16 protein-coding genes are annotated in these 17,604 nt (G+C 60.7%); 4 read left to right on the top strand and 12 right to left on the bottom strand.

Annotated elements, in window-relative coordinates; translation table 11 throughout:
- Positions 1-70 precede the first annotated feature (70 nt).
- A complete protein-coding gene (locus EX00_RS09410) occupies positions 71-3,394 on the bottom strand; it encodes a thiamine pyrophosphate-dependent enzyme (protein WP_047456604.1) in 3,324 nt (1,107 codons plus the stop codon).
- Positions 3,395-3,653: 259 nt separating this feature from the next.
- On the bottom strand, positions 3,654-4,649 hold the full coding sequence (gene olsE, locus EX00_RS09405; protein ID WP_047456602.1) for an ornithine lipid hydroxylase OlsE: 996 nt from the start codon (positions 4,647-4,649) through the stop codon (positions 3,654-3,656).
- A 350-nt stretch (positions 4,650-4,999) separates the two neighbouring features.
- Between olsE and aac(6') the strand changes: the two genes are divergently transcribed.
- Positions 5,000-5,440 (top strand): aminoglycoside 6'-N-acetyltransferase, encoded by a 441-nt coding sequence (gene aac(6'), locus EX00_RS09400; protein ID WP_047456600.1) that lies wholly within the window; start codon positions 5,000-5,002, stop codon positions 5,438-5,440.
- On the opposite strand, the gene EX00_RS09395 is transcribed toward aac(6'), so the two are convergent.
- On the bottom strand, positions 5,437-6,099 hold the full coding sequence (locus EX00_RS09395; RefSeq protein WP_047456598.1) for a GNAT family N-acetyltransferase: 663 nt from the start codon (positions 6,097-6,099) through the stop codon (positions 5,437-5,439). The genes aac(6') and EX00_RS09395 overlap by 4 nt on opposite strands.
- A 34-nt stretch (positions 6,100-6,133) precedes the next feature.
- A complete protein-coding gene (locus EX00_RS09390; RefSeq protein WP_052210694.1) occupies positions 6,134-6,817 on the bottom strand; it encodes a pyridoxamine 5'-phosphate oxidase family protein in 684 nt (227 codons plus the stop codon).
- 95 nt (positions 6,818-6,912) lie between these two features.
- Here EX00_RS09390 and pdxR point away from each other — a divergent pair, with 95 nt between their 5' ends.
- Positions 6,913-8,340 (top strand): MocR-like pyridoxine biosynthesis transcription factor PdxR, encoded by a 1,428-nt coding sequence (pdxR, locus tag EX00_RS09385; protein ID WP_047456596.1) that lies wholly within the window; start codon positions 6,913-6,915, stop codon positions 8,338-8,340.
- Here pdxR and EX00_RS09380 read toward each other — a convergent pair.
- Positions 8,330-9,193 carry a helix-turn-helix domain-containing protein gene (locus EX00_RS09380; RefSeq protein WP_047456594.1) on the bottom strand — a complete coding sequence of 288 codons (864 nt, stop codon included), beginning with the start codon at positions 9,191-9,193 and terminating at the stop codon, positions 8,330-8,332. The two genes, pdxR and EX00_RS09380, sit on opposite strands and share 11 nt — an antisense overlap.
- Before the next feature lie 133 nt (positions 9,194-9,326).
- On the opposite strand from EX00_RS09380, the gene EX00_RS09375 reads away from it, so the two are divergent.
- Positions 9,327-10,262: a phytanoyl-CoA dioxygenase family protein gene (locus EX00_RS09375; RefSeq protein WP_047456592.1), complete on the top strand. Its 936-nt coding sequence runs from the start codon at positions 9,327-9,329 to the stop codon at positions 10,260-10,262.
- A gap of 74 nt (positions 10,263-10,336) precedes the next feature.
- Here the strand turns inward: EX00_RS09375 and EX00_RS09370 are convergent, their stop codons facing one another.
- The 6 genes from EX00_RS09370 to EX00_RS09345 form a co-directional block, all read right to left on the bottom strand.
- Positions 10,337-10,918, bottom strand: coding sequence for a histidine phosphatase family protein (locus EX00_RS09370; protein ID WP_047456590.1), 582 nt, complete (start codon positions 10,916-10,918; stop codon positions 10,337-10,339).
- 163 nt (positions 10,919-11,081) lie between these two features.
- Positions 11,082-11,288, bottom strand: a complete 207-nt coding sequence (locus EX00_RS09365) for a hypothetical protein (RefSeq protein WP_047456588.1) — start codon at positions 11,286-11,288, stop codon at positions 11,082-11,084.
- Complete coding sequence (locus tag EX00_RS09360) at positions 11,285-12,040, bottom strand: COG4280 domain-containing protein (RefSeq protein WP_047456587.1); 756 nt, start codon at positions 12,038-12,040, stop codon at positions 11,285-11,287. Before EX00_RS09360 ends, EX00_RS09365 begins: the two co-directional genes overlap by 4 nt.
- A 42-nt stretch (positions 12,041-12,082) precedes the next feature.
- Positions 12,083-12,988 carry a MurR/RpiR family transcriptional regulator gene (locus tag EX00_RS09355; RefSeq protein WP_052210693.1) on the bottom strand — a complete coding sequence of 302 codons (906 nt, stop codon included), beginning with the start codon at positions 12,986-12,988 and terminating at the stop codon, positions 12,083-12,085.
- Between the two features lie 163 nt (positions 12,989-13,151).
- On the bottom strand, positions 13,152-14,186 hold the full coding sequence (locus tag EX00_RS09350) for an LLM class flavin-dependent oxidoreductase (protein WP_047456585.1): 1,035 nt from the start codon (positions 14,184-14,186) through the stop codon (positions 13,152-13,154).
- A 204-nt stretch (positions 14,187-14,390) separates the two neighbouring features.
- Positions 14,391-16,073, bottom strand: coding sequence for a phosphoethanolamine transferase (locus tag EX00_RS09345; RefSeq protein WP_309546361.1), 1,683 nt, complete (start codon positions 16,071-16,073; stop codon positions 14,391-14,393).
- Here EX00_RS09345 and EX00_RS32220 point away from each other — a divergent pair.
- A complete protein-coding gene (locus tag EX00_RS32220; RefSeq protein WP_309546360.1) occupies positions 15,994-16,710 on the top strand; it encodes a response regulator in 717 nt (238 codons plus the stop codon). The genes EX00_RS09345 and EX00_RS32220 overlap by 80 nt on opposite strands.
- On the opposite strand, the gene EX00_RS09335 is transcribed toward EX00_RS32220, so the two are convergent.
- Positions 16,684-17,460 (bottom strand): phosphatase PAP2 family protein, encoded by a 777-nt coding sequence (locus EX00_RS09335; protein ID WP_047456581.1) that lies wholly within the window; start codon positions 17,458-17,460, stop codon positions 16,684-16,686. The two genes, EX00_RS32220 and EX00_RS09335, sit on opposite strands and share 27 nt — an antisense overlap.
- Positions 17,461-17,604: the final 144 nt, after the last annotated feature.

The following is a 17,604-nucleotide window of genomic DNA, read 5'->3' as shown; positions in this document are numbered from 1 at the left end:
ACGAAGAACCCCGGAATCCTCTGCGGATTCCGGGGTTTTGTCTTTTACCGATGTGAAGAACCGTTTGCGGCTACTTGATCGTGCGTACGATGGCCGCGCCCGAGGTCATGCCGCCGCCGAAGGCGACGAGGCCGAGGTTGAGTGGTTCGGCGCGTTCCTTGGCGACATGCATCATGGCGAGCGGGATGCTCGATGAGCTGGTGTTGCCGTAGTTTTCGATGACGCTTAGCGCCGGCCGGCCGCTGCGCTTGGCGATGGTGTCGATGATGCGCTGGTTGGCCTGATGCGGCACCAGAAGGTCGAGATTGGCAAGCTCCAGCCCTGCATCAACGCAAGCGTCCTCAATCGAGCGCGACATGGAATGCACGGCCTCGGTGAAGACCGAGCGCCCGTTCATGGAAATGACGCCCTTGTCCGGCAGTGGCACGTAGAGGAGATCGCCCGGTTCCGGACGGCCGCTGATGACTGGACGGCTAGCCGCGAACAGTGGATTGCGCGCCATGTCGCGGCTGGTCACCAGGCAGGCGGTGGCGGCGTCGCCGAACAGGATGGCGGTCGAGAAATCATTCATGTCGAGCAGCGGCGACAGCACCTCGGAGGTGACGATCAGCACCTTGGCGTCGTTTTGCTGGGCGATGAAGTCATAGGCCTGCTGCAGGGCGTAGAGATAGCCGGAGCAGGCGGCGCCCATGTCGTAGGCGGCAAGCGATGGCCGCACGCCGTCTTCGGCGACAGCGACAGCAACGCGGCTTGCGAGCGACGGCGTGGAGATATCGGGCGTGCCGGTGGCGGCGATGACGAGGTCCATGTCATGGATCGTCGTATTGGTCTGGTGTAGAAGGTCGCGAACGGCCTTGGTCGCCAGGCTCAGCGTGCTTTCGCCGGGGCCGACCCAGTAACGGCTCTTGATGCCTGTCAGCGCGAAGATTTCCTCTGCGCGCCGGTTCGGCCAGTTATGGATGATCTCTTCATTCGTGACCCGGCGGGCGCCGGTCGCAAAGCCCATGCCGCTGACGGCGATTTCCGTGAAGTTGCCCGAATGGCGGCGCAGCGCCGGAATGGCGTGCGACTTCAGGCGGCGCAGCACGAACTTGTTCTGGACCTCGGAAGCAAGCGCGAAATTGCGCTCGCTGAGGTCGCGGTCGGCATCCACGGTCAGAAGCGGGCTGTCGGTGGCGATCTGATCGCCGATCTTGACGAAGACTTCCTGCACCACGCCGCCGATATTGGCGCAAATCTCGACCGAAGCCTTGGTCGCCTCGACCACGGCAACGAGCTGGCCGACCTCGATCGTGTCGCCCGGCTTCACCAGAAGGTCGGTCACCAGCACGTTTTCGTCGGCGGGGCCGGAGCCGATCGCCTTGATCGCGGCCGTCGGGCCAGACTTGTCTTCTTCATGCCAGGTGACCTCACATTCGAGGACCTCGGCCATCAGGTCGACCAGCTTGCTGTAGGACGGCAGCGTCTCCAGCTGGTTGCCGAAATTGAAGGGAACATGCGAGTCCGAGCGGGCGAGCCGGCGGACGACCACAGGCACGTCGGCCTTTTCGGAGACGGTGGCGACGATTTCGGCGCCCATGCCGACCGTGCGGTTGTCTTCATGCACGACGATCAGACGCTTGGTGCGCCTGGCGCTGGCGAGCACTTCTTTCTCATCCCAAGGCGAGATCGAGCGCAGGTCGATGACCTCTACCGAAAATCCCTGGGTCTCGAAAGCGCTTGCCGCCTTGGCGCAGAGCGAAACCGTGTTGCCGTAGGTAACCAGCGTCAGGTCGCGGCCGCGGGCGATATAGCGCGACAGGCCAGGGCGGACGAAATGCTGGTCGAGATCGGTGGAGGTGCGGCCGTCGGAATTGTTGAGCACGGCCTTCGGGTAGAGGAAGACGGTCGGGCGTCTGGATTCGAAAGCGGCATTGAGCAGGCCAGCAGCATCGCCCGCGGTGGAGGGCATGACGACGTCGATGCCGGGCGTGTGGGCCAGCATGCTCTCGAAGCTCTGCGCGTGGAATGGTCCAAGGCCGGGCTTGTAGCCGCCGCAGCTCACCATCAGGATGACGGGGGATTCCCACGCGCCCTGGGTGCGCCAGAACATGCTACCCATTTCCGAGACGATCTGGTTGTAGGCGAGCGGCAGGAAATCGGCGAATTGCAGGAAGGCGACCGGGCGCTGACCGGCAAGGGCGCGGCCGACGGCGGTGCCGACGATAGTCGATTCGCTCAGCGCCGCATTGTAGACGCGCTCGGGATATTTCGTGCTGAGGCCGCGGGTGACGCCGAAGACGTCGCCCTTGGGGTCCTCGATGTCCTGACCGAACAGGACGACATCCGGATTGTTGGCAAGTTGCTTGTCGAGCACGCCGTTCAGCGCCTCGCGCATCGTCAGCGTCGCGGCACTGGCGCCGCCGCGATATTCGGCTGCCTTGTCGAAGGAGGCAGGATAGGGTGCTTTCGCTTCCGGCTCGACCTTTGGCGCATCCTCCTTGCGGGCAAGCGCGGCTTCCGCCTGCACTTCGGCGGTCAGGTCTTTTTCGATCTTTTCCAGCGCGGCGTCGTCGATGCCCGCCTTCAGCAGGGCGGCTCGCAAATTGATGAGAGGATCGCGATAAGCCGCGTTCTCGATCTCATCCTGCGTGCGATAGGTCTTCTGGTCGTCGGCGTTGGTGTGGTCGGTCAGACGTGCCATATCGAGAACGACAAGGCTCGGCGTGCGGTTGTTGCGGCTGTGGCGGACGGCCTTGCGGAAGGCTTCGCGCGAGGCCGGCAAATCGTCGCCTTCGGCGCGGATGATGTCGAGGCCGTAGAAGGACGAGGCCGGTCCGGATGGAAGATCGAAGAAGGTCTGCTTTTTGGTGCGCGTCGAGATGGAGAAGCTGTTGTCTTCGACGACGAAGACGATCGGATACTGGCCACGTACGGCTTCAGCGACGGCTTCGAGGAACTCGCCCTGCTGCGTGGTGCCGTCGCCAACGCAACAGATGGCGATCGGCATACCGGGTCTATGCTTCAGCGCCGCGCTGGCGCCGACGGCGTGAAGTGCATTGTTGCCGACCGGGCCGACGATGGAGGTGATGTTGAGAGCGCGGGAGGAAAGATGCGCGCTCATCTGCCGGCCGGCGGAATGGGAGTTGGCCGTGGCGAGAAGGCTGGAGAAGAACTCACGAATGGGCATGCCGCGCGCCAGCATCAGGGCTTTGTCGCGATAGTGCAGATGCAGCCAGTCGTCGTCGTGAAGGAATTCATTCAGGAGCGCCGTCGACTCGTGTCCGGCGCCGGAAACATGAAAGTGTGCTATGCCTTGCTTAATGAATTCTCGTTCAAGTCTGTCAATTTCACGAGACGTGAAAAATATTCTATGGAGTTGCTTGAGATGATCTGTGGTAAATCTCCCTTCCATTTCAATAGTTTTCCTAATCTTTCATGGTCAATAATTTGCGAGGGATAGGTAACCCCGTAGGGTGCCTTTTTCAATACACGTTAAATGACAATATCTTCTCGATTTGAAATAGGTTTACGTGCGTCGGCGGCACATCGAATTGGGTCGAGCCAATTTCCGTGGACGCAGTTTACGCGCCTGCGCACGGCAGCGGATGGAGCGCCGAGGCTATTTCATCCTAGCATATCCATTCGGAAATTTGACCCGCTCCGCGTGCCTTTCAGCCTGATTTGCGGATTGGCGCGTCGGCCTGTTTGCGTGCGGCGGCGGCTCTGGCAGCCAGTTCTTCCTTGTCCCGCAATTCCTTCGGCTTCTTGCCGATGATCTGCTTGGCACCCTTTTTGGAAAAGGGTTGCGCGAGCTGGGCGAGGAAACTGTCGGCGACCTTGCCGGTGATGCCGATGTCGGTGGAGGAGGGGCGGGGCGGATTATAATAGGTGCCGAGGATCTGGTCCCAGATCACCAGGTTCTCGCCGTAATTGGTATTGCCCTCGGCCAGTATCTTCGAGTGATGCCAGCGGTGCAGGCGCGGCGTCGACAGGACCCAGTCGAGCGGGCCGGTGCGGACATCGATGTTGCAGTGGGTGAGAAGGCCGATAAAGGCCGTGACCGCCCCGATCCACAGGAAGACCGGCAGCGGCGCGCCGAGCAGATAGAGCGGGATCTGGCCAAGCGCGATCTTGAACAGCGAGTCGATGATATGGAACCGTCCGGTATTGATGACCCACAGCCGTTCGACGCTGTGATGCAGGGCATGGAAGCGCCAGAGCGACAGATATTCATGCGCAAGGCGATGGGCGAGATAGAGGCCGAATTCGGCGATGACGAGCCCCAGTACGACCTGCAGAGCCATCGGCCATTGCTCCGGCCAGATATTCGCCTTGTGGCTCAGGAACGGCTGCGCAACGGTCGCCACCGCCATCGGGAATGACGTGCCGATGGCTGCGGCAATCTGCACGCCGCCCTTGCTCAAGAGCGAGTGTGCGATGTTGTTGAATGTCTCGCCATCGCTTTCCAGCCAAGTCTCTTCATAGGGCATCAGCCGCTCAAAGAGCGCGATGATCGCCACGATCGAGAAATAAGTGACATTGAACCACAGCAGATGCATATCGGACTGAAAGGCGAAATAGGAACCTGTCAGGCCGGCACAAAAGATGGCTGGCCACAACAGGGATGAAACAGCAGCGTAAAGGCGCGAACTGTTTTGAAACGTCATGCCATTGTCCTCGAATTGTCATCTGGTGGGTTGGCGTTTGAATATGCGCGATATGTACCGCGATGATTGTGTCCACGAAAGGGAAAACTTGAGCGAAAACGACGCGTTTTTGTTTTGATATGTTGCTGACGCAGTCTTCAACGTTACTCTGCCGCCAGAATTTGGCCTTTACAGCCGAAGTCTTATGGGGAAGCTATTCTGATAGCAAACATAGGTGTCGTCGTTGGACATTCCTTCCAAATTCAGAATTCACGAGACAGAACATTGGCTCGTGATGCAAAGCGCGTTTTAAACGTCCTAGCTGGGGGAGTGTCATTGCGGCTAAATCTATCAAAGGATGGGCAGGGTCGATGCGAATAGAGCAAGCCGGTCTCGAACATCAGGATGCATGGCTGCATCTGCGCGGCGAACTCTGGCCGGATAGCTCGACGGAGCATCATCGTGCTGAGCTGATGCAAATTCTCACGAAAGAAAACGCTATAGCCTTCGTTGCTTGCGATCGGACGGGTAACGTTGTGGGGTTTGCCGAGGCGACGCTGCGGCATGATTATGTCAACGGCTGCAAGACCTCTCCGGTGCTTTTCCTCGAGGGCATTTATGTACGCCGGGAGTACAGGCAGCAGGGCGCAGCGCAATTGCTTTGCCGCGCCGTTGCCGATTGGGGACGCATTGCCGGATGCCGGGAATTTGCTTCGGATGCGCTACTTGATAATGTCGAAAGCCATGCCTTTCACCACGCGTTGGGTTTCGAGGAAACCCAACGCGTGGTGTACTTCCGAAAGCTGCTCTAGCCGAACGTCAGCTTGCTCTTCTGTTGCCCGGCCTCGTCGAAATTCTCCGGGCTCAGCCACCGCTCGTAGCCGGCCTTCAGGCGCGGCCAGTCGGCGTCGATCATCGCGAACCAGGCGGTGTCGCGGTTTTGGCCCTTGGCGACCATATGCTGGCGGAAAATGCCTTCAAAGGTGAAGCCGAAGCGTTCGGCGGCGCGTTTGGACGGCTCGTTGAGATTATTGCATTTCCACTCGAAGCGACGATAGCCGAGCGTGTCGAAGACGTAGGAGGCAAAGAGATAGAGCGTCTCGGTGGTGACGCGGCTGCGGGCGATTGCCGGCCCCCAGAGGATACTGCCGATCTCGATGACACCATGTGCGGGGTCGATGCGCATCAATGCCTGACGGCCTTCGGCCTGTCCCGTCCGCTTGTCGATCGTCGCGAAGAACAGCGGGTCGGTACTGGCCGCAGCCTTTTCGAGCCAGGGCGTGAAGGTGGCGAGATCGGCGGGGGCGTCCTCGAACAGGTAGCGGAAGCGATCATCAGCGCCGGGCGCCTGTGCCGAGGCGAAGAGGTCGGCGCCGTGGCGCACGGTATCGAGCGGTTCCAGGCGGACATAGCGGCCCTCCAGGGTGATCCGTTCCGGGCGCGGCACACCGTTCCAATTCGTAAGATCCATGTCGAAGTCCTTTGGTATCAACTGCGAGGGTAGTCTATCGAAGCCGGCCTGATTGTATCAGCGCCGCCAGTGGTTCGGGTAGCTCTATTCCGTCGAGCAATCCCGGCGCGGCTTCAGCTGAAGCAAGATGGCTGCGCACCGGCAAGACGCCCGCCCAGACCGGAACATCCGCCTCGTCGGCATCGCCCGGTGGGCCTTTGCGCACCTTGGCGGTTGCCTCGTCAATTTCCATCCGCAGCACGGATGTCGCTTTCACCTCCTGGCCGGTCATCGGCCGCAGACTGTCCCAGCGACCGGGGAACAGGTTCTCGACGAAACGGCGCAGGGCATCGGCTTTCTCCTCGGCGTCCTCCAGCAGGCGTGCTTTGCCGAAGACCATGGCGGAGCGGTAGTTGACCGAATGGTAGAAGGCGGAGCGGGCGAGCACGTAGCCGTCCATGATGCTGCAGGTGAGGCAGACGGGCATATCCTCCGCCGCGCGCAGAAAGCGGCTGGCAGCGGAGCCGTGCCAATAGACGTGATTGCCTTCGCGCCAATGCAGCGTCGGCGTCACATAGGGTGCGCCGTTGATGACATAGCCGACGTGACAGAGCGGGGCGGCGTCCAGAATGGCGTGGACATCCGCATGGGCATGGCTGCCGCGATGATGTTCGCGCCGCACGCGCGTGCGTTCGGTGATCGGATAGTCTGCGGTGGGCGGCGGGGAGAGATCGGCCATGGGTTTCCTCGTTGGTGTCGCCTTGATCTTTGCCGCCAAAGAGGTATGGGATAAATATCCAGTTTTTATATTCAAAGCAGACCAGTTTGGGACGTATGACATCAGTCGCGCAATGGCCGGCGCTCGATCGAATCTCGGGCGATCTGGAGGGGCAGGTCTATCGTCTGATGCGGGACCGCATCCTCCAGGGACAGATGCCCGCCGGACAACGGCTGCCGTCGACACGGAGGCTGGCGGTCTCGCTTGGCGTGGCGCGCTCCACCGTGGTCAATGCCTATGAGCGACTGAAGGCCGAGGGCTATCTGCAGTCGACGACGGGGGCGGCGACCCGCGTCGCTGAATTCGCAACGCCACCTTTGCAGGGGCAGGCGGAGCCATCTCCCCTCAGCCCGCCGCCAGCGATCGAGGCCGCCTCCGACGGCTTGTTTAAATCCGGCGTGCCGGATGTCGCCTCCTTTCCGCATGCCGCCTGGACGCGGTATCTCGGCGCTCGCGGCCGCTCGCTCCGGGTGCACGATCTCGGTTACGGCGCCCATAGCGGCATTCGCGAGTTGCGCGAGGCGATCCTCGAGCACATCTCCACCACGCGCGGCGTGATCGCCCGCCCTGAACAGCTGATCATCGTCCCCTCGACCGGAGCGGCCATCGATCTCCTGGCGCGCGTCCTGCTGCGATCCGATCGCCCGGATGGTGCTATCGCCTGGATGGAGGAACCCGGTTACGGGAGCGCACAGGCGTTGTTGCGGATGGCGGGCGCGAACCTCGTGCCGGTGCCCTGCGATATCGAGGGCATCGATATCGCCAAGGCCGCCGGCCCGCCGCCGCGACTGATCTATGTCACGCCTTCGCATCAATATCCGACCGGCGCGACCATGAGCCTTTCGCGCCGTCTGGCCTTGCTCGAATTTGCCCGCGCCAACGGTTCGGTCGTGTTGGAAGACGATTACGACAGCGAATTCCAGTATGCGTCGCGCCCGATTGCCGCCCTGCAGGGCATCGACCGCGGCGAAGTGGTTGCCTATCTCGGCACCTTCTCGAAGACGCTCGCTCCCGGTCTGCGCGTTGCCTATGCGGTCGTGCCGCCCTGGCTCGTGCCGGAGGTTACGGCCGCACAGCTGTTGAGAGGAGCCGTCGTCCCCATTCATATTCAGGCGGCGCTTGCCGATTTCATCCGTGACGGCCGTTTCCGCGCGCATCTGAGGCATATGAACACGGTCTACGCCGCACGCATGGCGGCCACTGTTTCAGCGCTGCGCCGCCATTGCGACGATTGGCTCGATGTGGGCGAGGGTGCCGGCGGGCTGCAACTGGCCACCTGGTTCCGGGATGCGGGCGCCGACGATGTGTCGGCGATGCGAAGGATCAACGCGGAGGGGTTTGCGCTCCGGGCCATGTCGACCCTGCACCTCGGCCCGCCAAGGCCGGGCCTGCTGTTTGGCATTGCGCGCATGCCGCCCGAGGCGGCGGATGCGGCGGCGGCAAGGATTGCCAGGCTGCTTCGAGTTTCGCCGGTCACCGCCTGACGAACAATGCTCTGTATTCCCGTGGCGTCATGCCCTTCAGGGTTTTGAACTGTCGGTTGAAGTTGGCGATGGAGTCATAGCCGACGGCATCGCTGATGTGATGGATCGCGTGAGTGGTGGAGGAGAGGCGAGCGCAGGCGTCGCCGATGCGCATGCGCGTTAGGTAGTCGGAAATGGCGGTGCCGGTGTGGCGGCGGAACATGCGGTGCAGGCCGGAAACGCTGAGCGCGGCGATATCGGCCAATTCCTCCAGGCTGATGGCGCGCGCATAGTGGAGATGTAGATGCGTCAGCACGCGGTCGATGCGCTCGCGGCTTTCCTTGAGTTCCGATGATTGGCCCGGCGCGCTTGCAAGCGGCGTTGCCTGCCGGTCCTCGGCAATTCTGGCAAGGATGTTCAAGAGCGACAACAGGCGCTCCACCGGCGGCTTGTCGAAGACGGCTTCGTATTCCAGCCGCACTGCCTGTGCTGTCTCTTTCGAGAAATGCAGACCGCCATCGGCCCGCTCCAGCATTGTCTCGATCGGCCGAAACTCGACGGCACCGCCGGTTATCGGCAACAACCAATCGCGATGAAACCAGAGGACAAGTGCGACATGCGGTTTGTGCTGGTCGATCTTGGCGCGTGAAGCCCATGTGTGCGGCAGGTTCGGCCCGACAAGCACGAGATCGCCGTCGTCGTAATTGCCGCTGTGATCGCCGATGAAACGCTGGCCGATCGAGTTCAGCGTGAGGGTGAGCTCGAATTCGGGATGATGGTGCCACTGGAAGGGAATGGCGTCGTCAAGCCGCCGGTTGAGCATGCTCCACGATGCCTCGGGCGAGCGCTGCAATACTTCAAGATAGGGTCTCATCGGGCGCTCATAGGACTATAGAAGCCAGAATAGTATCAGAAATTGCCGGAGCAGGGCAACACGAGCGGTGTGCATCCCATTACAGATTGGTCGTCGCCTGAAATGACAGGCATCGATCCGATGGGAGGACCATATGCAACAAGCCCTGAAACGAGACGCTCATCCGACCGCTTCCTCGGTCACGACGCAATTGAAGGACATCAAGAAGACGCTGCCATTACGGGTTCTTTCGCAGCAGGACTGGCGGCACTGGATCACCAAGGGCTACGTGATCGTGCGGCAGGCGGTGCCCCAGGCCAATGTCGAGCGGCTCGTTGATGTGCTCTGGGCATTCGACGAGAAGGACCCCAACGATCCGTCGACCTGGTATGCGCCGCAGCGCCGCGAGCACAAGATGAAGGAACTCAACAATACCGGCATGCTGGAGATCTATAATCACCAGGCGCTCTGGGACAACCGCATGGAACAACGCATCTACGATGTCTTCGTCGATATATGGGACCGCGAAGATCTGTGGGTGACGATCGACCGCGCCAATCTCAATGCGCCGAAGAAGCTCAAGGGCAATCCCAACGGCTTCATTCATTGGGACGTTGATACATCCCGCCGTCCGCTGCCGATCGGCGTGCAGGGTGTCTTGAGCCTGAAGAAACAGGACGGCGATGTCGGCGGGTTCCAGTGCGTGCCGGAGCTATTCGAGCGTTTCGAGGAGTGGGAGAAGACGCAGCCTGCGGATCGTGATCCGATGCATCCCGACATGACGGGACTTTCGGTCGTCAATATCGAGATGGAGCCGGGCGACCTGATGATTTTCAATTCGCTGCTGGCTCACGGCGTTCGTCCAAACCATGCGGAAAACCGCGTGCGCATGGCACAGTATATTTCCATGCATCCGGCCGAATTCGACGATGTTGCCGAACGTGAGGAACGCATCCGCCTGTGGCGCGAGCGCGATCACCCGCAGCGCGACTCGTTTCCGGGTGATCCTCGCGAATGGGAAAAGCATAATGCCGAGACGGCGGTTCTGACGCCGCTGGGTGAAAAGCTCCTGGGGCTGACGGCCTGGTAAGGCTATTCATACTGACGGGTAATATTGATCGAGCGGCTTAGTTGCCGCTCGATTTTTATCCGCCGGACGAACGATTAGATCTGGTTCCAGCGGCGGATAACGGGTTCGCTCAGGTCGTGGTCGTAGCCGAGAGTGCTGATGCTGGTGGTGTCGAGCACGAAGCGTTTACCGTCTTCCGGCGGCAGGCTGATCCAGCGGGTGGCGAAGACCCTCAGGAAATGCGCGCTGGAGAAGATCAGGACGTTGCCGTTTATCTCGCGAAGCTGGGTGATGATCCGATCTGCCCGTGCGCCGACATCGGCTGCCGTCTCGCCATTTGGGCATCCGTCGCGGAAAATCTCCCAGCCGGGACGTTGTGCTTGAATGTCCTTGGTGGTGATGCCTTCATAGGCGCCATAATCCCATTCCGCCAGATCGTCCTTGATGATAACGGCGTCACCGAAGCCGGCCAGTGCGCAGGTGTTCCTGGCGCGCTGCGACGGGCTCGACCAGACGGCGGCGAAGTCGACGGCGGGCAGGCGGCTTGCGACCTTGCGGGCGGCCTCTTCTCCGGTAGTGGTCAAGGGAATGTCGGTTCGCCCGGTATGCCTGCCGGACAAGCTCCATTCCGTCTGCCCATGCCGGACCAGATAGATCTCCGGATACGCACTGCTCATCTGAATGCCTCTCGATCGCGCTGAATGCTCCAGCTTCTTCGCATCTGCCAGACGGTCTGTCGAGGGACAGGGCGGCTATCGTCTCGCTCAGGGATGGCAATCGGCTCGCAGAGAGTTCCTTGATTTCCCCTGCATACCAATGGTTTGCAGGGGAGTGATGATTCTATCGTTTTACGGCACGCAGAACGCTGTGCACCAGAATGGCAAGGCATCCGGCGAGCAGGAGAACCCCGCCGGCAAGCGGCGGCAGGGACAGAAATTCGACGGCTCCCGCGATCGCAAGGACCAGGATCAGGCAGAGGGTCGCGAGGCTGCCATCATCGATGAACATGCCGATCAGTTCGGACAGGGCGATACGGAGGATGCTCATTGGGCTGCCTTTGCGGCGGGTTTGCCGGTCGAGCCGCGCAGGCTGCGAACGATGATGAAGGATACCAGCGAGACGATCGCGAAGATGGCGATCAGCGCGAGGTCCTCGCCCGGCCAATCCGCACCGATGCCTTCGCCGGTCCAGAAGATGCCGAAGCTGGTGAGCATCAGCCCGACGACGAATTTGAGCGTGTTTTCCGGCACGGTGGCGAGCGGGCGATGCACCAGAAGGCCGACCAGCATGACCAGGACGAAGGCGGCGAGCGCCCCAAGACCGGCATAGAGCGTCATGCCATGGGCGCCACCAACGGCGATGACGATGAAGACCACTTCGACACCTTCCAACAGCACCGCCTTGAAGGAGGCGAGACCGGCGAGATAGTCGGCGCGCTTGTCATCGGATTGCTGGCGCAGGGCAGCCGTTTCCTTGGTGAAGGCGGCCGCCTCGTCATGCAGGGCGATGACGCCGAGCGAGCGCAGAATGGCCTTGCGCAGCCAGCGCATGCCGAACAGAATCAGCAGGACACCGATGATGAATTGCATCGTATGGATCGGGATCAGCGCCAGCAGCGGCCCGAAGACGAGGACGAGAACGGCCAGCAAGGCGAGCGCGAGCGCAGCACCTATCAGCGCCGGGCGCCAGCTGCGGGTGACCCCGACGGCAAGGACGATGGTGAAGGCTTCGACCACCTCGACGAACGAGCCGAGGAAGGAAGCCGTCAAGGTGGAGAGGATAGGCGTGAGGCTATTCATGCAACGAATCCTGAGTGGCGGATAGGGGTTTGATTCCGCATGCTATTTCTTTCTTTTCGTGCCGCGTTTGCTCCAGGCTTTATCGATGGAGCCGCGCAGGGTGCTCAGATGGTTCAGGCTGTCGAAAGCGGCTTCCCGGCGGTGTCCGGCGAGCCCGACGATCATCGCTTCGATCAGCAGCATGGTGCCGGCATGCATGGCGAGATGATCGGCCTTGCCGCGTGGGATGGAGAGGATTTCCGCCACCTTGTCGGAGACCAAAGGGCCGAGATCGTCGCTGATGAGGATTACCGGAACGTCATGCTGGCTGGCCTGTTCAAGCACGACCTCGACTTCGCGATAAAGCGGCGCGTAGGCCATCATCAGGATGGCGTCGCCCTTGCCGAGCCAGAGAAGTCGGTCGGCGAGAGCGATGCCCGATGCGGATAGCGGGTAGGTGGGCAGGCCGATGCGGTTGAATTGCAGGCTGGCATAATCCGCCATCGCGCCCGAAGGGCCGATGCCGAAGACATGACGCCGGTTTGCTCCGGCCAGAATATCGATGGCGCGCGCGAAGCTTGCCGCAATCTCCGGGCGCTTCAGAACTTCGAGCGCAGTTTCGTGAATGCCGATGATGTGGTGAAGGATACCGGCGGCGTCGCCGTCGGTTTCGGCGAGCGTCCGCTGCAGCCGATTGCCGGGCGAAGGAGTTCCCGTCAGCTCCGAAAGCAACGCCGCGCGCAGCGCAGACAGGCTCTCGAAGCCGAGCGCGCGGGCGGTTCGCACCACCGTTGCGTCGCTGGCGCCGGCAAGCTCGGCAATCTGGGCGGCGGAATTCAACAGCACGGCCTGCTTCTGATCGATGAAGAAGCGGGCCATGCGCTGTTCAGCCGGTGCAAGGCCTTCGATCGCGGCGAGAATCCGGGCGTCAAAATTACGCTGCGGCTGCGATCGTGCATCCATTGTCATGCTGATGCTTCCATCTATCGAATGGTAGCATACGCTACCGACATGGATGAATGTAGTGCTCATTACAGCGCACGGCAACAGGATTCCGATGATTGCGCCGAGCCGAAGTGGACGCAACCATGCTTTTCGGTCGATCAGGCACGGCAGTTGAGGTTGGAGAGTGTTACGCCAATCCCGCCCGCACCGCGGGGATGACTTCCCGGCCATAAAGCTCGATACAGTGCATCAGCTTCTGGTGGCTGAGCGCACCGGTGCTATATTTCAGCTGGAAGCGGTTGACGCCGAGCGTCTTGATCACCGGCGTGATCTTGGCGGCGACCGTTTCGGGCGAGCCGACATAGAGCGAGCCGTGTTCGATCTCGTTTTCGAATTCCTCACGTGTCACCGGCGGCCAGCCGCGCTCGCGGCCGATGCGGTTGCGCATGACCTTGTAGCAGGGCCAGAGTTCTTCGCGCGCCTGATCGTCCGTGTCGGCGATGTAGCCGGGGGAATGAATGCCGATCGGCTGAGCCGTCCCGCCCAATTGCGCGAATGCCTTGTGATAGAGATCGATATAGGGCTGGAAGCGGTAGGGGCTGCCGCCAATGATCGCCAGCATCAGCGGCAAATTATACTGTGCGGCGCGCACCACCGAAGCCGGACTGCCGCCGACGCCGATCCACGTCTTCAGGTGACCTTTCTCGATCGTCGGGAAGACCTGCTGATTGCTGAGCGGCGGGCGGATGCTGCCTTTCCAGGTCACCGGTTCGTTGGTGAGCAGGGCGGCGAAAAGATCGAGTTTTTCCTCGAAGAGCTTTTCATATTCCGACAGCTCGAAGCCGAAGAGCGGGAAGGATTCGGTGAAGGACCCACGGCCGAGGATCACTTCGGCACGTCCGTTCGATGCCGCGTCCAGGCTCGAAAAACGCTGAAAGACGCGGATTGGGTCATCGGAGCTGAGAACCGTGACCGCCGATCCCAAATGGATATGCGAGGTGCGGCCGGCGATGGCGGCAAGGACGGTCTCGGGTGAAGAGACGGCGAAATCCTCGCGGTGATGCTCGCCGATCCCGAAGAAATCGATCCCGAGCTGGTCCGCGAGCACGCCTTCCTCGATAACGTTGCGGATGACCTGTGCGTGGGATTCCGCTTTCCCGCTTTCGTCATGGGTGACGTCGCCGAATGTATCGAGCCCGAATTCGACCGTGTTTGCCGTCATGATTTTGTCCGTTGCCTATCGCCATGGTGTTCGAGAGGCATGTAGCTACATTTCCGAGCGTGAACCACCCGCAAAGTTTCGAGGGGTTCGTTCGAAGAATTAGATATGGCTATAGCGCGGGCGGGGCGTATCGCCGATGTGCTGGAAGAAAGGAATTGCGGTTTCGGCTGAGCGAGACCGCAATTCAGCAAGGACTGACAGACTTCAATTCAGCTGCGCCAACTTATTCGCCGGCAGGCGACAAGCGGCGAACACGTCGAGGCTGGGATCGTATACCTTCGTTGCTATATCCATCATGCCAAGGACGCTGTGGAAGATGTTGTCGTGCGAGTGAGTGCCTTCGGCAGCCTGCTTTGCAACGCAGCGCATGTCATAGCCGCCGATTTTTGCCAGATCGTCGGCCATCCAGACCAGGAATGGCACATGCGTCTGCTCCGGCGGTGCGATGATATACGGGGCGCCATGCAGGTAGATGCCGTTCTCGCCGAGCGACTCGCCGTGATCGGAGAAATACATGACGGCTCCCGATACCGTGGCCGAGCGCTGCTTAAGCTTATCAATGACCGCCGAGACGATGTGATCCGTGTAGAGGATCGTATTGTCATAGGCATTGTTGATCTGTTCCTGCGAGCATTTGCCGAAATCATTGGCCCGGCAATCGGGCGTGAAGCGGCGGAATTCCTCGGGATAACGCTGGTAGTAGGCCGGGCCGTGGCTACCAAGCTGGTGCAGCACGAGGACGCTGTCTCCCTTGATGTGGTCGAGCCAGTTGTCGATCTTGTCGACCAGGATTGCGTCGTGACACTCGCCTTCCTTGCAGAAGCGGGGATCGGCCGATGTCGGTAGGTAGGTGTAGGGAACGCGGTCGGTGACGTTGTAGCTGCCGGTGTCATTGTCCAGCCAGGTTACGTCGACCTTGGCATGGGTCAGCACATCAAGCAGGTTCTCCGTTTCCAGTCCCTTGCGATGACTATATTGCCCCCGCGTATAGACGGAGAACAGGCAGGGGATTGATGTCGCCGTTGCCGTTCCGCAGCTGGTGGTGTTGGGGAAATAGGCGATGTTCTGTTTAGCCAACTCGGGATTGGTCATCTTGCCATAGCCGCCGAGCGAGAAATTCTGCGCGCGCGCTGTTTCGCCAGCGACGATGATCGTCACGCGCGGCTTGCCGTTGTCGACAGCGCCAACCCTACGGGCGTCCGTGCCTAGAGGCTTTGCGACGACGTTTGCGTTCCGGCCGGAATCGATGACGTAGCGAACGGCGCTGTTGATCGGCATGACCGGGTTCAGGGTATCCAGGAGGTCGCGATGTGCTCGGCCGACGCCGGCATAGGTTTTGTAGAAGCTGATGCCGGCGACCATGAAGATCGCGACGCAGGAAAGAATGACGGCAGTGTTATAGGCAAGCTTCTTGAGAATGGGGCGATGGACGATACGCACCCAGGCAATCACCAGGGACGGAAGGACGCCCGTCAACAGCACATGCGTCACGAAGCGCACGGTGATCAGGTGACTGGCCTCGGCGCCCGTCGATACCGCTGCGTTGCGGATCATCTCCTTGTCGATGATCACGCCGAACTGGTCGTTGAACCACGAGGACACCGACGCCACGAGAACGAAGAAAATAAGGATCGGCTTGGTGACGTATTTGGCGGAGAAAAACGTAAAGAGCGCCATGATGACGGCCGAGATGCCGACGACGAAGCCAGCGAAGGCGGCGGGCTCGGCAAGGAAATAGCCGTAAGCCTTGGTCCAGAACATCCGGTTTGTCACAAGAAGAATATAAAGGGTAGCTATAAGGCAAAGAGTGACGCTGCCGATGGCTGGTCGGACGCTTCGTCCGCCAGGCCGAGTGTTTTTATTGTTCAACGGTTTTCTCCAGGGCATTCCCCTGAACAGAGCGGGAATGCTGTACAACGCAACGTGCGGGACGCGGCTCAGACTGTTTGAGCGCAAGACCATGCCCGCCGTTCCTGACATTTACCTGAATAACGTCCGCCTGAGCGTTGGTCGATTCCGCTTGTCCGCGCTTTTTGTCGCACGGTTAAGTGGAGTTCAGGTCGCCGTCAGCAATCCCGATCATAGCTTTCCTTTCTTAAATAAGGAAGCAGCCGTGCGGGTTTTACTGGTCGAGGATAATGCTACCATCGGCAACGCCGTGCAGGATCATCTGTTTGCGGAGGGGTTTGTGGTCGACTGGTCGATGGACCTTGGCTCGGCGAAGACGGCGGTAGCCAGAGGCCGCTACGACGTGGTTCTTCTCGATTTGCGCCTGCCGGATGGCAGCGGCCTGGACCTGTTGAAATCCATGGGAACGCGGGTCGGAACGACCCCTGTGATCATCCTCTCAGCCTATGACCAGATTTCCGATCAGATGACCGGACTAAGCATCGGCGCGGTCGATTATCTCGTCAAGCCGTTCGGGCTTGCCGAACTCACGGCTCGGATCCGCAAGGCGGTAACGGCCGCGGGTGCTGGAAAATCGAGGGACGACCGATCACGCCTTCTGCCCAAGGCCGGCTGAAGAAGAGCCGAAGAGCTCGAAGAGGGACAGCACGCCCGCGAAGATCACCAGCGACGAAAGCCAGCCAAGGACCACATCGGACAGGTAATGGGCGCCGGTGAGGACGCGCATGGCCGGCATCAGGATCGATATAACGGCAAGCGGCACGCCCATCGGCAGGCGCCAACGTGGTGGCAGCAGCGGGATGAGACAGAGAAGCCATCCGGCTGACGACGCCTCTCCGGAGATGAAGGAACAGTTCCTGAGGCATTTGCCCGCGAAGGAGCCCGCCTGGACGAAACTCATCGTTCCGCCGAAAAGATCGGTCCCACGGGGACGCGGTCGGCCGGAGACGTTTTTCAGGATCAGGTTGACCAGGAGGCCGCAGCCGAGCGCCACCGATACCAGCGCGGCGATGCACTGGTCGATTTTCGGCGTCCGCCAAAGCGGTCCACGCTGCTTCCAGGAGAGGATCGGGAGCGCGAGCAAGACGATGATTGCGATATAGGGCAGGACGAGCGTGACGGCGCGCATGAAAGCGAAGAGCGCATTCCTGTCGTAGGCGAACATGCCGCAGACTGCACCCACCGGATGGCTCGAAGGGCAGGGCGCATCGGTAAAGACGCTCTGGGCGACGGAAAGATCGATCTGGGGAAATCTGTTGAAAACAAGCAGCAGCAACCACCAGAGCGCAAAGAGCGCCATAAATGATGCGATGGGTTTGCTGAGAGACGCCGCGCGTTTCGGATACGCAACATAATCATCATACATCAGGAAACGCCGCCTTCCGTCGTCGAATGCAAAGGTGTGACGGAATTTCGCTGACGTCTTGCGCAACGGCACTGACAATCCCCATCGACCATGCACTTACGGCAGAAGCCTGACGCCAGCCTGAAACATCAAGCAGTTAGTGAA

It is taken from the genome of Martinezella rhizogenes (assembly GCF_000799715.1).
GTDB classification, from domain to species: domain Bacteria; phylum Pseudomonadota; class Alphaproteobacteria; order Rhizobiales; family Rhizobiaceae; genus Rhizobium; species Rhizobium rhizogenes_C.
This window is presented reverse-complemented; position numbering and strand designations above follow the sequence as displayed.

What these genes read in the sequence shown, in the direction of transcription:
- EX00_RS09390 (WP_052210694.1), bottom strand. Translation starts at nt 6,817, where the DNA reads ATGGCCGATCTCTCCCCGCCGCCCACCGCAGACTATCCGATCACCGAA.
- EX00_RS09365 (WP_047456588.1), bottom strand. Translation starts at nt 11,288, where the DNA reads ATGAGCATCCTCCGTATCGCCCTGTCCGAACTGATCGGCATGTTCATC.
- EX00_RS09360 (WP_047456587.1), bottom strand. Translation starts at nt 12,040, where the DNA reads ATGAATAGCCTCACGCCTATCCTCTCCACCTTGACGGCTTCCTTCCTC.
- EX00_RS09395 (WP_047456598.1), bottom strand. Translation starts at nt 6,099, where the DNA reads ATGGATCTTACGAATTGGAACGGTGTGCCGCGCCCGGAACGGATCACC.
- EX00_RS09335 (WP_047456581.1), bottom strand. Translation starts at nt 17,460, where the DNA reads ATGTATGATGATTATGTTGCGTATCCGAAACGCGCGGCGTCTCTCAGC.
- pdxR (WP_047456596.1), top strand. Translation starts at nt 6,913, where the DNA reads ATGACATCAGTCGCGCAATGGCCGGCGCTCGATCGAATCTCGGGCGAT.
- EX00_RS09350 (WP_047456585.1), bottom strand. Translation starts at nt 14,186, where the DNA reads ATGACGGCAAACACGGTCGAATTCGGGCTCGATACATTCGGCGACGTC.
- EX00_RS09410 (WP_047456604.1), bottom strand. Translation starts at nt 3,394, where the DNA reads ATGGAAGGGAGATTTACCACAGATCATCTCAAGCAACTCCATAGAATA.
- EX00_RS09355 (WP_052210693.1), bottom strand. Translation starts at nt 12,988, where the DNA reads ATGACAATGGATGCACGATCGCAGCCGCAGCGTAATTTTGACGCCCGG.
- EX00_RS09345 (WP_309546361.1), bottom strand. Translation starts at nt 16,073, where the DNA reads ATGCCCTGGAGAAAACCGTTGAACAATAAAAACACTCGGCCTGGCGGA.
- EX00_RS09380 (WP_047456594.1), bottom strand. Translation starts at nt 9,193, where the DNA reads ATGAGACCCTATCTTGAAGTATTGCAGCGCTCGCCCGAGGCATCGTGG.
- EX00_RS09370 (WP_047456590.1), bottom strand. Translation starts at nt 10,918, where the DNA reads ATGAGCAGTGCGTATCCGGAGATCTATCTGGTCCGGCATGGGCAGACG.
- EX00_RS09375 (WP_047456592.1), top strand. Translation starts at nt 9,327, where the DNA reads ATGCAACAAGCCCTGAAACGAGACGCTCATCCGACCGCTTCCTCGGTC.
- olsE (WP_047456602.1), bottom strand. Translation starts at nt 4,649, where the DNA reads ATGACGTTTCAAAACAGTTCGCGCCTTTACGCTGCTGTTTCATCCCTG.